Genomic DNA, 12,946 nt, shown 5'->3' on the forward strand with positions numbered 1-12,946 from the left:
AGGAACGATCGGTGCCTGCCACCTGGTTCGGCGCCGAGTGGGTGGTGCGCCCGACCGATGGGGTCGACGGTCGCCGCGTCGGTTGACATTCGTCACCACGACGGACCAATCCGCGCGTCGATCCGCTCCGAAGATCCCGTAAAGGAGACCGAGGCGACCGCGCCGCGGTCCCGACGCGAGGGGCGATCGCATCGATGTTCGACACCGTCTCCACCTCCGTGGGCCATCCACCCGCACGCCGTGGCGCACGCATGGGCCGGGTGGCGGTGGTGGGTTCGGGGGTGGCCGGCCTCACCGCCGCGTACGAGTTGTCCCGGGCGGGCGTCGACGTCGAACTGTTCGAGGCCGACGGGCGCCTGGGCGGCCACGCGCACACCCGGACGGTCGTGGAGCCCGACGGCCGGGTATCGGCGCTCGACACCGGCTTCCTGGTGCACAACGAGCGCACCTACCCGCACCTGGTGCGACTGTTCGCGGAACTCGGAGTGCGCACCCGGGACAGCGACATGAGCATGTCCGTGCGCTGCGACGGGTGCGGCCTGGAATACGCGGGCGCCCGAGGCCTGCTCGGGCTGCTCGGCCGGCCCGATGTCGTGCTGCGTGGCAGATATCTGCGGCTTCTCGCCGAAGTACCACGCTTCCACCGGGCGGCCCGCCGCCTGCTCGCCGACCCTGCGGCAGGTGATCCCACCCTCCGCGAATTCCTCGCGTCCGAGCGGTTCTCGACCTACTTCGCGCACCACTTCATCACCCCGGTGGTCGCGGCCGTGTGGTCCTGCGCCCCCGATCTGGCCGGCGACTACCCCGCGCGCTACCTCTTCGTCTTTCTCGCCAACCACGGCATGCTCGGCGTGAGCGGCTCACCGACCTGGCGCACGGTCGTCGGAGGCTCCCGAACCTACGTCGACAAGATCGCCGAACGCCTCACCACCGTGCATCGCTCCGCCCCGGTCCGGGCGGTACGCCGCCACAGTGACGGCGTCACCGTGATCACCGACGACGGACGCGGCACCCCGGCCGACGCCGTCGTCGTCGCCACCCACGCCGACCAGGCTCTACGGCTCCTCGCGGACCCCACCGCGGGCGAGCGCGAGATCCTCGGCGCCTTCACCTACTCGCGCAATCCCACGGTGCTGCACCGCGATTCCACCGTCCTGCCGCGCGCGCGATCGGCCCGCGGCTCCTGGAACTACCGCATGCCGCACTGCACCGCCCCCTCCGATCGGGTGCGGGTCAGCTACCACCTCAACCGGCTGTTGAGCCTGGAAGGCGTCGGAGACTACCTGGTCACCCTCAACGAGGACCCGCGGCACCCGATCCCCGAACACCTGGTGCTCTCTCGCACCGTGTACGAGCATCCCGTCTACACCGCACGCACCGTCGCCGCCCAGCGCCGCCTGCCCGAACTGGCCGGCGGGCGTACCGCGTTCGCCGGCTCCTACCACGGCTGGGGATTCCACGAGGACGGCTGCCGCTCCGGCGTCGAGGCGGCCGGATCCCTGCTGGGAGTGAGCGCACCGTGAACATCCCGCCCGGCCCATGGGGCGCCGTCCTCTACGACACCCGCATCACCCACGTGCGCACCACACCCCACCGATACGCCTTCCACCACCGCGGATACCTGTGGCTGATCGACCCGGACCGACCTCCGGCCGTGCCCCGACCGCTGCGGCCCCTGGCGCGATTTCGGCCGAGCGACCACATCCAGGACGCCGCCCACCCGGAACTGACGATCCGTCAGGACCTGGCGCGCTACCTGGCCGCGCGAGGCGTGCGGCTCGGCACCGGCCGGGTGCTGATGCTCACCCAGGCGCGGTCCCTCGGATACGTCTTCAACCCGCTGACCGTGTACTGGTGCCGCGACGACCAGGGCCGTCCGCTGTGCACCGTCGCCGAGGTGCACAACACCCACGGTGGCCGGCACCGCTACCTCCTGCGCCCGGATCCCGCGGGTCGGGCCCGAACCGCCAAGGAGTTTCCCGTCTCACCGTTCTTCCCGGTCGACGGGCACTACCGGTTGGTCCTGCCCGAGCCGGGCGGGCACTTGGACCTGGCCGTCCACTTCGAGCACGCGGGCGTTCGGGCCTTCACCGCCACCGTCCACGGCACCGGTCGACCCGCGAGCCCCATCGCCCTGCTGCGTGCCGCGCTCACCCACCCTTTCGCCACGTGGGCCGTGAGCCTGCACATCCGCTACCGGGGCGTGCGTCTGTGGCTGCGCGGCCTTACCGTCCATCCCCGACCCGGCTCCGATCCATCGGCCGTGAACCCCACGCCCCCCGAAGAGGTGCCCGTCCCGTGACCACACAGGCCTCGCCGACGCCTGTCGTCCATCCCGACCGCTGGCCCGACGTCGCCCGCGTGCCGCACGCTCCGCTGCGCGCGGCCGTCGTCGAACGCCTCCTGGACCGCGTCGCCGCCCGCCGCGCCCTGCGCGTCGAAGGCCCCGACGGCCGTGTCCTGCGCCCGGCCCCGCCCGGCGCACCGGTTCTGCGTCTGCTCCGTCCGCGCGCGTTCGCGCATCGCGTCGGCGAGAGCGGCCTGATCGGCTTCGGCGAGGCCTACCAGGCCGGCGACTGGGCCAGTCCCGACCTCGTGGCCCTCCTCACCGCGCTCGCCACCGACCCGCAGACCCTCGTGCCGGGATTCGCGCAGCGGCTGAGGCGACTGCACGTTCGACGGCCGCCGCGCGAGGACCTGCCCACCGCCGCGAACGCCAGACGCAACATCCACCGCCACTACGACCTCTCCAACGAGCTGTTCGCCCTGTTCCTCGACCCGACGATGACCTACTCCTCGGCGCTCTTTCCGACCGGGCCCGACGGCAGGCCGATGGCCGGCTTCGCGGGATTGCCGGCCGCGCAACACCGCAAGATCGACCGGTTGCTCGACCTCGCGCGCGTCGGCCGCGACACCCGGGTGCTGGAGATCGGCACCGGCTGGGGCGAACTCGCGATGCGCGCCGCGGCCCGCGGCGCCCGGGTGGTCAGCCTGACCCTCTCCGAGGAGCAACTCGCCCTGGCCCGGCGGCGGATCGCCGACGCCGGACAGGAACACCGGGCCGAGATCCGGCTCTGCGACTACCGTGAGGCCGAAGGCACCTACGACGCCGTGGTCAGCGTCGAGATGATCGAGGCCGTCGGCCGGCCGTTCTGGCCCGACTACTTCACCGCCCTCGACCGTCGACTGGCACCCGGCGGCCGGGTTGCCCTCCAGGCGATCACCATGCCGCATCAGCGGATGCTCGCCACCGCGGATACCCAGACGTGGATCCTCAAGTACATCTTCCCGGGGGGCCTCATCCCGTCCGGGCGGGCGATCGTCGAGAGCGCCGCCCACCACACCCGGCTGCGGGTGGTGAGCGCTCAGGCGTACGGCCCGCACTACGCCGAGACCCTGCGGTTGTGGCGCGAGCGCTTCGCCGCACACGCGCGCGACGTCGCCGCCCTCGGCTTCGACGAGGTCTTCCGCCGCACCTGGGAGCTGTACCTCGCCTACTCGGAGGCCGGATTCCGCAGCGGCTACCTGGACGTCCACCAACTCGTACTGACCCGCGAGGAATCGACGCCATGAACCCGGCGACAGTGCTCGGCGATGCACCGACGCCTCGACCGGGCGCATCGTCCACGCCGTCCGGGCATCGAGTTCTCGCCACCCGTCGATATGAGGAGCCACCGTGAACGAGGCCGCCTTCTCCGCCAACCTCGCCGTCACCGCCGCGGTCACCCTCGGCGTATTCCTCGCCGCGTTCATCGTCGGTGCGCGCACCGGGCGACACCGCGGCGTGGATGTCGCCTGGGGATTGGCGTTCATCGCCGTGGCGGCCACCGGGTACGTCCTGTCCGCCGGGCACGGGGACCCGACGCGTCGAGGACTGGCCACCGTGTTGGTCGTGCTGTGGGGGACTCGATTGTCCGCGCACATCGGGTGGCGGGCCAGGGGCGCACCGGAGGACCGCCGCTACGCCCGCATGCTCTCGCGGGCACCCGAGGGCCCGGCCCGTACCCGGTACGCGCTGCGGATGGTCTACCTGCTCCAGGCCGCCATCGTGTGGTTCGTTTCGCTGCCCATCCAGGCGGCGCAGTACGTTCCGTCCGCGCCCGGCGCGCTCGCCTGGGCGGGTGTGGCCCTGTGGGCGGTCGGCCTGTTCTTCGAGGGGGTGGGGGACCGGCAGCTCGCGCGATTCAAGTCCGACCCTGCCAACCGGGATCGCATCATGGACCGCGGCCTGTGGCGCTATACGCGCCACCCGAATTATTTCGGCGACGCATGTGTGTGGTGGGGTCTGTTCCTGCTCGTCGCCGACACGGCCGTCGGTTGGGCTTTCGTCCTCAGTCCGCTGTTGATGACCTATCTGCTCGCTTTCGGCAGCGGGAAGCCGATGCTCGAGCGGCAACTGGCCGCTGAGCGACCCGGTTGGATCGAGTATGCCGACCGCACCAGCGGCTTCCTGCCGCTGCCGCCCCGCCGCGCTCCGGCCACCACGACACCCCGGAAGCCGCGGCGGTGATCCTCGACGACTCGCTCCCACCGCATGCGCACCGGCCGGTGGGCGGGCCTGGGCGGCGGTTGGTCCCGGGTACCTTCGGGGCGGCTCATCCCATGACCTAAGCTTCATTGTCGTATGACAATGGATGCTTAAGGGGAGCGCGTTGGTGGCTGAACAGGGCGGCATCGGGGTTCGCCTCAGGGTTTTGGACCTGTTGAAGTCGAACCAGACCGCGCTGACGGAGCGCTGGTCGGCGAAAGTGGCCGGGAGCCTGCGCGGACGTGTGTCCGGCGCCGAGGTCACCGGCGAGTTGCGCGACCTGTTCTCGGCGCTGCTCGCCGGACTCGAGGCTGGGACCCGGGACGACGAGTTGGAGGGCTCCGGGAGCGAGTCGTTCGGCGAGTTGCGAGCCCTATTGTCGGAATTGTCCCGCAATCGGGCCCGGCAGGGCTTCACGCCGTCCGAGACCGCCATCGGTGTGTTCGGGCTGAAGGAAGTGGTCTTCGACCTCGTCGCGAGCGAGCAGCCGTCGCTGGCGAACTACCAGACCGCGGAAAGGCTCGCGCGACTGCTGGACGCGTTCGGCCTGTTCACGTTCGAGACCTACTCCAGGGCACGCGAGGAGGTCATCTCCGACCAGACGGAACAATTGCTGGAGTTGTCCACCCCGGTGGTGAAGCTGTGGGACGGAGTCGTGGCGGTGCCCTTGGTGGGCACTCTCGATTCGGCGCGCACCCAGGTGGTAATGGAGAAGCTGCTCCAAGCCCTGGTGGACACGGGCTCGGAACAGGCGATCATCGACATCACCGGTGTCCCGGCCGTCGACACCCAGGTCGCCCAGCATCTGTTGAAGACCGTCGTGGCCGCGCGCCTGATGGGCGCCGAGTGCACCATCTCCGGAATCAGCCCGCAGATCGCGCAGACCATCGTCGCACTGGGCATCGAGTTCGGGGACATCGCCACGAAGGCCTCGCTCGCCGACGCGCTGTCCCACGCACTGCGCCGCAGCGGGGTGGAGGCGCCTCGCTCCTCGCCTGCCCGGAGGTCGTGATGGAACGTGTGCCGATCCTGAAGATCGGTGACGTCCTGTTGGTGTCGATCCAGGTCGACCTCCAGGACGAGAGCGTGCTCGCGTTGCAGGAGGACCTGTCCGAACGCATCGTGCGGACGGGTGCGCACGGCGTCGCCATCGACATCTCCGCCGTCGAGATCGTCGATTCCTTCATCGGCCGTATGTTCGCCACGATCGCGGCCGTCTCGCGCATGCTCGACGCGGAGACCGTGGTGGTGGGCATGCGGCCCGCGGTGGCGATCACGCTGGTGGAACTGGGGCTGTCGATGGGTGGGGTGCACACGGCGCTCGACCTGGAGAAGGGTCTGGCATTGCTGGCACGCCGGCGGGCGAACCTGTTCGGCGACGCCTCGATCGACGTGTCCGGCGGATGACCACGCCGAGCGCCGGCCCCACGGACGGGGATACCGAGGCCCAGATCCAACCGATCCGCGGCAATGACGACGTGGTGCGCACCCGTCAGGCGGTGCGGGAGTCGGCGCAGCGCATCGGCCTGTCCCTGGTCGACCAGACCAAACTGGTCACGGCGGCCAGCGAACTCGCCCGCAACACGCTCATCCACGGCGGCGGAGGCACGGCCTACCTGTGGGTCGTGGACAAGGGTCGGCGGCGCGGGGTGCGGGTGCGGTTCGTCGACGAGGGCCCGGGTATCCCGGACCTCGACCAGGCCCTGACGGACGGCTGGACCAGTGGCGACGGCATGGGTCTGGGACTGAGCGGAGCACGTCGACTCGTCGACGACTTTCACATCGACACCGAGGTCGGGGACGGCACGCGCGTGGAGATCGTGAAGTGGTCGCGATGACCACCGGTACGAACGGACCTGCGGACCGCGAGAAAAGCACGTCGCCAAGGCCCGCACGAGCGACGGACGTGTCCTGGTTTCGCCACGGCGATCCGAGCATGCCGGCCGCGGCGCGGCGCGCCGCGACCGCGCTCGCGCACCGCCTGGGCTTCGACGCCGTGCGTTCCGAGGAAATCGGAATCGTGGTCTTGGAGGCCGCCACGAACCTGCACCGGCATGCGGACGACGGCACCATCCTGCTGCGGTCGGTGTATTCGGGCGCGCGCGTCGCGATCGAGGTGGTGGCCGTCGACAGCGGCCCCGGGATCTCCGACATCGCGTGGGCGAGCACGGACGGCAACTCGAGCCGCGGCACCCTCGGTATCGGCCTGGGCGGCATCCTGCGCCTGGCGGACGACGCCGACCTGTTCTCGCTCCCCGGTCGTGGAGTCACGCTGGCCCTGCGCTTTCGGAGCCGGGCGGCGAGTGACGCGGCCTGGGACGAGGTGGCCGGACTGACGCGGCCGATCAGCGGCGAGACGGTGTGTGGCGACGCGTACGCCGTGCGTGTCGACGAGGGGACGACCACCGTCATGTTGTGCGACGGTCTGGGGCACGGCCCGATGGCCGCACGCGCCTCCGACGTCGCCGTGCAGGCTTTCGAGGCCGCTCCCCCGGGACGGCCCGACGCCTACGCCGATCACCTGCATCGGGCGATGAGCGGCACCCGCGGCGGCGCGCTCTCCGTCGCACAACTCGACGCGGCCGGCGGCGTCGTACGCTTTTGCGGCATCGGTAACGTCTCCGGCACGATCCTGAGCGACGGGCCCCGCCGGGGCATGGTCTCCCTGCCCGGCATCGCCGGCCAGCACGCGCGCACCCGGCGCGTATTCGAGTACGACCTGCCTGCCGGAGCGATGGTCGTGCTGCACTCCGACGGACTGACCGAACGCGGACGCGCCGCCGACGCTCCCGGTCTGACGTCACACACACCGCTCGTGGTCGCGGCGACGCTGCTGCGCGACGCGGGCACTCGCTCCGACGACGCGTGTGTCGTGGCGGTCAGGGCGCCCCGAAAGACCGGTTGATCGTGGACGACCGACACACACGATGGCGGGCCACGATCACGCCCCTGACCAGGTGTCCGCTGCGCGACGCCCATGATGTCTTCGTCGTGCGGCAACTCGCGCGCAATGTCGCCGAGGCCGTCGGTCTCGGCCGCCAGGACCGCGTGCGGGTGGCCACCGCTTTGAGCGAGATCGGTCGCGAAATCATCGACGTCGTCGGCCCGGCCGTCGTCGAGTTCGGCGTCGAACTCGACGGTGTCGGACCCTCTCTCGTGGTGGAGATCGCCTGGGAGACACCGGGTCCGAAGGGCGTGGGCGTCATGCCGCCCACGGTCGGCGCCGCGGAACGCCTGGTGGAAGACGTCGAGCGGCTCGATGACCGCATCGTGGTCCGCAAACGGCTGGTGGATTTCCGGCCCGGCGACGTGGAACCGGCCAGAGCGGCCGTGGCCGCCTCGAGTCCGCGCAGCGCACTGGAGGAACTCCGCTCCCAGAACCAGGAACTGCTCAACGCGCTCGACGACCTCCAGGCCCGCCAGGACGACCTGCTGCGGCTCAATGACGAACTCCAGGAAACCAATCAGGGTGTCCTGGCGTTGTACGCGGAACTGTCCCAGGAACTCGCGGACACCAACACCGGCGTGGTCGCGCTCTACGCCGAACTGGAGGAGAAGACCCGGCAGTTGCACGTGATCGCCGAGACCCGCACCCGGTTCTGGGCCAATGTCAGCCACGAACTGCGCACGCCGGTCAACTCCGTCATCGGCCTCGCCCGGCTGCTCCTGGATCCCGCCGCCGACCCGCTCACCGAGGAGCAGCGCCGCCAGACGACTCTGATCGAGTCGTCGGGCGCCACGCTCTCGACCCTGGTGAACGAACTCCTCGACATCGCCAAGGCCGAGTCGGGACGCATGGAGGCGCACCTGACGCCGGTCGATCTCGTCGAACTGCTCACCCACATACACGGCGTGATGCACCCGGTCGCGGCCCCCGACGTCACGTTCCGCCTGGACGTCGGCGATCATCCGCCCACGGTGGTCAGCGACGAGGTCGTCCTCACCCGGGTCCTGCGCAATCTGTTGTCCAACGCACTGAAGTTCACCGAACGCGGCGAGGTCGTGCTCGTCGCGGGCCGCGACCCGCTCGCCGGGCAGTTGGTGCTGACCGTCCGCGACACCGGCGTCGGCATCACGGCCGACCATCTCGCGCAGGTCTTCGAGGAGTTCTACCAGATCCCCGGCCCCTTGCAGGCGCGGTCGGCCGGCACCGGCCTCGGGTTGCCCTACGCCCGCAGCCTCACCCGCCTGCTCGGAGGCACGCTCACCCTGGAGAGCACCCCGGGCGTCGGAACCACCGCCACCGTTCGGCTCCCCCTGCCCACCGCGGCCTCCGCGCCCTCGGGGGAGCACACGCCGCAGGTCGGCCACGCACTCGTGATCGACGACGATCCCGCCTTCCGGGAGGTATTTCGCGCGCTTGCTCGGCCGCTCGTCACCCGGCTGGTCGAGGCGGGCGACGGAACCCTCGGCCTCGCCCTTGCCGCCGAGGATCCGCCCGACGTGATCTTCCTCGACCTCCACATGCCCGAGCCCGACGGATTCGAGGTCATGCGGCGGCTCGCGGCGCACCCCACACTCTCGGGCGTACCGGTCGTGGTGGTGACCTCGCTCGATCGATCGATGCTGCACGAACGCGTCGCGGCGGTGTACAGCCTCCCCAAAACCGGACTGACCACCGACGACATCGCCCACGCCCTCGACGTGTCGCGAACCAACCACGCCGACGGAGGCAGCACGTGATGCGACCCCCCGCGACGGCCGTGGATCACCGTGTCGCGCCCCAGGCCGCCGCCACCGTTTTGGTCGTCGACGATACCGAGACCAAGCGCTACATCCTGAGCAGTTGGCTCCGGCGGGCCGGGCACCGCGTCGTCGAGGCCGCGACCGGCGCCGAGGCACTGGCCCTGGCCTTCGCCGCCGCCGACGAGGGCGACGCGCTGGACGCGGCCATCGTCGACGTACGCCTGCCGGACGCCAGCGGCTTCGAGGTGTGCGAACGGCTGAAGTCCGACGCCCGTACCGCCTCCGTGCCGGTGGTCCACGTCTCCGCTTCCGCCATCACGGTGGGCGAGCGTGCCCAGGGCCTGTACCGGGGAGCGGACGCCTACCTCGTCGACCCCATCGATCCCGACGTACTGCTGGCCACCCTCGAGTCCGCGCTGCGCTACTCGCGTGCGCGCCGTCGTGCCGAGCACACCGCGGCGGTGTTGTCCGAACTCGCTCGCGCGACCATGCTCGTGAACGCCGCCTCCACCCTCGAGGAACTCGGCGACGCCATCGCGACGGGAGCCTCCCTGATCAGTCGAGGGCCGGCCGCCTCCTATGTCCAAGGCGAGGGCGGCGTCGCCCGCCGCACCGTGATCAGCGAATTCGGCCTCGATCCCCGACAGGGGCACGTTCCGCCGACACTGTTCGACGCCCTCTCGCGTCTCACGAATCTCCACGAGAGCACAGGCTCGACATCCGTCGTGATCAGTGCCGAGAACTGGCTGCGGACGCTCCCGGACAGTCTCGCCGACGGCAACGTCCGTCTGGCGATCTGCCGGACCAAGGCCAGCCGCCCGCCCACCGCCCTCGCCGTTCCCGCGATCGCCACCCGCGATCCGGAGGAGGAGCGGGCGCTGCGCGAACTCGCGCGCACCGGGGCCCTCGCCGTCGAGGCGTTCCGCTCCCACGCCCAGGAGCACGCGCTCGCGCTGTCGCTCCAACGCACCTTCCTGCCGTCCCGGTTGCCCTCGTCCGACTCGGTGGACATCGTGGTGCGCTACCGTCCCGCGTCCGACGAGACCGAGATCGGCGGCGACTTCTACGAGGCCGTCCCGATCGGCGACCGCCTGCTCGTCACCATCGGCGACGTCGCCGGACACTCCCTGCACGCGGCGACCATCATGGGCGAACTACGCCACGGACTACGGGCCTACGCGAGCGAGGGCCACGAACCGCACACGATCCTCGAACGCCTCAACGCGATGTTGATGCGCTTTCACCCGTACGAGACCGCGACGGTGTGCGTGCTGATGCTCGACCCCCGCACCGGAACGATCGACATCGCCAACGCCGGTCACCTGCCCCCGCTGATCGTGACCACGGACGGTGATGCGCACTACCTCACGGTCGCCGGCGCACTGCTCGGACTGGAAGTGCCCAGGCCCGAGACCGTACGCCACGAACTGCCCGCAAAGGCGACCGTCCTCCTGTACACCGACGGCCTCATCGAGGAACGCACCAGCGACTTGGACGCGGGCATGGCACGCCTGCGTACCGAGACACTCCGGGACGAGTCCTTCCGCACCGACCTGAACGCCCTCGCCGACCATCTCCTGTCCGCCCTCGAAGGAGACGAACGCGACGACATCGCCCTTCTCCTGCTGCGCAGGACCGGGTAGCCGTCCCGCAGGCGGCGGTCGGCGGCCCCGCTCCCCCGCCGCCGGCCCGCACGTGCGTGGGGCCGGTGCCGATGGGTCTCGGCGCCGGCCCCGGGTCGCTCGGGTGCGTCGTCAGTCCTTGAGGGCGTCCTTGACGTGTTCGCCTGCCTGCTTGAGGTCGCCCTTGACCTGGTCCGCACGGCCTTCGGCTTCGAGCCGCTCGTTGCCGACCGCGCGTCCGGCGGTCTCCTTGGCCTTGCCCTTGACCTTGTCGGCCATGTTGTCGGCCTTGTTCGCGGCGCTCATGCGTACTCCTCCGGATCGACGATGACGTCCCACGCCTGCCCCGACCTTCCCGATCCACACCCCGGTCGAGACGCCGGAACACGGCCCCCCTGCCCCACGCATGCCGGCGCTATTGGGCAGCCCACGACCTGTGGCGGCACTCTTGTCTGCTCCTACCGGCCCGTGTCATCCACCATCGAGTTCCGGGGACGCCGGTGCCGGCCACCCACGGTGAGGCGGCCACAATGAGCCGATGCATCAAATACCCATCCCGCCCCAGCCCTTGCCCCCGGGCGCCAACACGACCGTGCCCACCGGCGTCATGGACGTCACCCTGGCGTGGACGCCCGGGCCCGGCACGCCCGCTCTGGATCCGTGCGCGCTGCTGCTGGGTACCGACGGACGAGTGCGCTCGGACGCCGACTTCGTCTTCTACAACCAGCCGTCGGGCGCCGGTGGCGCGGTGCGCTGCATCGGCGCGGCGGGGGATGAAGGCGAAGGGGCGGGCGTGCGGATTGCGCTCGGCGACCTGCCCTCCGACGTCGAACGCGTGCTGGTGGCGGCGTCGATCGACGGCGGGCGATTCGGCGACGTCGGCGACCTGGTCACGTACGTCGCGTCGGCCGACGAGCAAAAGCCACCCGGCGCGGGCGCGTTCGCGGCGCGGTGCCCGAGCCCCGGCGGCGGCACGGAGACGCTGCTGGTCGTGGTCGAGTTCTATCGCCGCCAAGGCGGCTGGAAGCTACGGTCCGTCGGGCAGGGGTACGCCTCCGGTCTGGCGGGCCTGGCCACCGACTACGGGGTGGACGTCGCCGGCGAATCGGCGGAGTCGGAAGCCGCCCACACGGCCGCCGGCGCCGCGGTGCCGATCGCGGGCGTGCCCGCACCGGCTCCCGCGCCGGCGCCCGTCGCGGCGGTCGCGGATACCGCCGGTGACACCTCGGCCCTGCCCGCCGATCTCGCTCGGCGGGTCGACCTGCGCAAGGAGCAGGTGGCCGTGTGTCTGGAGAAGAAGGGACTCCGCGGCGTCCGAGCACACGTGGTGCTCGTCCTGGACGCCTCCGGGTCCATGTACGACGTGTACGGAAACGGCACCGTCGCGCGCATGCTGGAGCGCCTGGCGCCGGTCGCGGCCCGCCTCGACGACGACGGTGCCATGGACGTGTGGTTGTACGCCGACCACCACCAGCGGCTACGGGACCCGCTGCGCGTCCCCGAACTCAAACGCTGGATACGGCAGTTCCGCAAGCGGCCGGAGTCCGTCGGCGTGGGCAACGACGAACCCGTGGTGATGCGCGAGTTGATGTCGGCCTACCACCGCTGCGCCGACGGACTGCCCACCCTCGTCCTGTTCGTGACCGACGGCGACGTGTGGGCCGACGAGGAGATGGCCCGCATACTCACCTCCGCGGCCGAACACCCCGTGTTCTGGCAGTTCCTCGGACTGGGGAGCAGCGAGTACGGCATCCTCGAACGCCTCGACACCCTTCCCGGCCGCGTCGTCGACAACTGCAATTTCTTCGCCCTGGACGACATCGACTCGGTCACCGACGACGACCTGTACGACCGCCTGCTCGGCGAGTTCCCCGTATGGCTCGTCGCCGCCCGCGCGGCACGGCTGCTCGGCTGAACCACCGGCACCCCGCCCCCGTGCGACCGACCGCACCAGGCCCGGCCGGCTCGGCACGGTCGGGGTGGGGCGCCCCGTGCCCGCCTGGACGATCCCCGCCGCGCCGGGACGGGTCGCGCCCTCGGGTGCCGGCGGCCCACCAGGACACGGCCGCGACCGGTACGAGCGACCCGAGGCGCGGGTCCACGCCGACGC

The 12,946-nt window shown here is 71.0% G+C and carries 12 protein-coding genes; 11 read left to right on the forward strand and 1 reads right to left on the reverse strand.

Going from position 1 to position 12,946, the window contains the following annotated elements; translation table 11 throughout:
* The first annotated feature begins 251 nt into the window (after positions 1–251).
* The 10 genes from ACMXN5_RS32825 to ACMXN5_RS32870 all read left to right on the forward strand — a co-directional run bounded on the left by ACMXN5_RS32825 (position 252) and on the right by ACMXN5_RS32870 (position 10,857).
* Positions 252–1,523 carry an NAD(P)/FAD-dependent oxidoreductase gene (locus ACMXN5_RS32825; protein ID WP_439681326.1) on the forward strand — a complete coding sequence of 424 codons (1,272 nt, stop codon included), beginning with the start codon at positions 252–254 and terminating at the stop codon, positions 1,521–1,523.
* Positions 1,520–2,302 (forward strand): DUF1365 domain-containing protein, encoded by a 783-nt coding sequence (locus tag ACMXN5_RS32830; protein WP_439678530.1) that lies wholly within the window; start codon positions 1,520–1,522, stop codon positions 2,300–2,302. The genes ACMXN5_RS32825 and ACMXN5_RS32830 overlap by 4 nt, the downstream gene beginning before the upstream one ends.
* Positions 2,299–3,573: a class I SAM-dependent methyltransferase gene (locus tag ACMXN5_RS32835; protein ID WP_439678531.1), complete on the forward strand. Its 1,275-nt coding sequence runs from the start codon at positions 2,299–2,301 to the stop codon at positions 3,571–3,573. The genes ACMXN5_RS32830 and ACMXN5_RS32835 overlap by 4 nt, the downstream gene beginning before the upstream one ends.
* Positions 3,574–3,676: 103 nt before the next feature.
* Positions 3,677–4,510: a DUF1295 domain-containing protein gene (locus ACMXN5_RS32840; RefSeq protein ID WP_439678532.1), complete on the forward strand. Its 834-nt coding sequence runs from the start codon at positions 3,677–3,679 to the stop codon at positions 4,508–4,510.
* Positions 4,511–4,655: 145 nt separating this feature from the next.
* The gene (locus ACMXN5_RS32845; protein WP_439678533.1) at positions 4,656–5,540 is read left to right on the forward strand and encodes an STAS domain-containing protein; all 885 of its coding nucleotides are present in this window, start codon (positions 4,656–4,658) and stop codon (positions 5,538–5,540) included.
* Entirely contained in the window at positions 5,537–5,935 is a 399-nt protein-coding gene (locus ACMXN5_RS32850; protein ID WP_078980827.1) for an STAS domain-containing protein, read from the forward strand. The genes ACMXN5_RS32845 and ACMXN5_RS32850 overlap by 4 nt, the downstream gene beginning before the upstream one ends.
* Positions 5,932–6,366, forward strand: coding sequence for an anti-sigma regulatory factor (locus ACMXN5_RS32855; protein WP_439678534.1), 435 nt, complete (start codon positions 5,932–5,934; stop codon positions 6,364–6,366). Before ACMXN5_RS32850 ends, ACMXN5_RS32855 begins: the two co-directional genes overlap by 4 nt.
* A 68-nt stretch (positions 6,367–6,434) precedes the next feature.
* Positions 6,435–7,433: an ATP-binding protein gene (locus tag ACMXN5_RS32860; RefSeq protein ID WP_439678535.1), complete on the forward strand. Its 999-nt coding sequence runs from the start codon at positions 6,435–6,437 to the stop codon at positions 7,431–7,433.
* A 2-nt stretch (positions 7,434–7,435) separates the two neighbouring features.
* On the forward strand, positions 7,436–9,211 hold the full coding sequence (locus ACMXN5_RS32865) for an ATP-binding response regulator (RefSeq protein ID WP_439678536.1): 1,776 nt from the start codon (positions 7,436–7,438) through the stop codon (positions 9,209–9,211).
* Entirely contained in the window at positions 9,211–10,857 is a 1,647-nt protein-coding gene (locus tag ACMXN5_RS32870; RefSeq protein WP_439681327.1) for a SpoIIE family protein phosphatase, read from the forward strand. Before ACMXN5_RS32865 ends, ACMXN5_RS32870 begins: the two co-directional genes overlap by 1 nt.
* A gap of 111 nt (positions 10,858–10,968) precedes the next feature.
* Here ACMXN5_RS32870 and ACMXN5_RS32875 read toward each other — a convergent pair whose 3' ends face one another.
* On the reverse strand, positions 10,969–11,142 hold the full coding sequence (locus tag ACMXN5_RS32875) for a CsbD family protein (protein WP_380005935.1): 174 nt from the start codon (positions 11,140–11,142) through the stop codon (positions 10,969–10,971).
* A gap of 232 nt (positions 11,143–11,374) precedes the next feature.
* On the opposite strand from ACMXN5_RS32875, the gene ACMXN5_RS32880 reads away from it, so the two are divergent.
* Positions 11,375–12,751, forward strand: a complete 1,377-nt coding sequence (locus tag ACMXN5_RS32880; RefSeq protein WP_439678537.1) for a VWA domain-containing protein — start codon at positions 11,375–11,377, stop codon at positions 12,749–12,751.
* The last annotated feature ends 195 nt before the right edge of the window (positions 12,752–12,946 follow it).

Origin of the sequence: Embleya australiensis, from assembly GCF_051903075.1 — a bacterium.
In the GTDB taxonomy this organism is placed as follows: domain Bacteria; phylum Actinomycetota; class Actinomycetes; order Streptomycetales; family Streptomycetaceae; genus Embleya.

What these genes read in the sequence shown, in the direction of transcription:
- ACMXN5_RS32870 (WP_439681327.1), top strand. Translation starts at nt 9,211, where the DNA reads ATGCGACCCCCCGCGACGGCCGTGGATCACCGTGTCGCGCCCCAGGCC.
- ACMXN5_RS32880 (WP_439678537.1), top strand. Translation starts at nt 11,375, where the DNA reads ATGCATCAAATACCCATCCCGCCCCAGCCCTTGCCCCCGGGCGCCAAC.
- ACMXN5_RS32855 (WP_439678534.1), top strand. Translation starts at nt 5,932, where the DNA reads ATGACCACGCCGAGCGCCGGCCCCACGGACGGGGATACCGAGGCCCAG.
- ACMXN5_RS32825 (WP_439681326.1), top strand. Translation starts at nt 252, where the DNA reads ATGGGCCGGGTGGCGGTGGTGGGTTCGGGGGTGGCCGGCCTCACCGCC.
- ACMXN5_RS32875 (WP_380005935.1), bottom strand. Translation starts at nt 11,142, where the DNA reads ATGAGCGCCGCGAACAAGGCCGACAACATGGCCGACAAGGTCAAGGGC.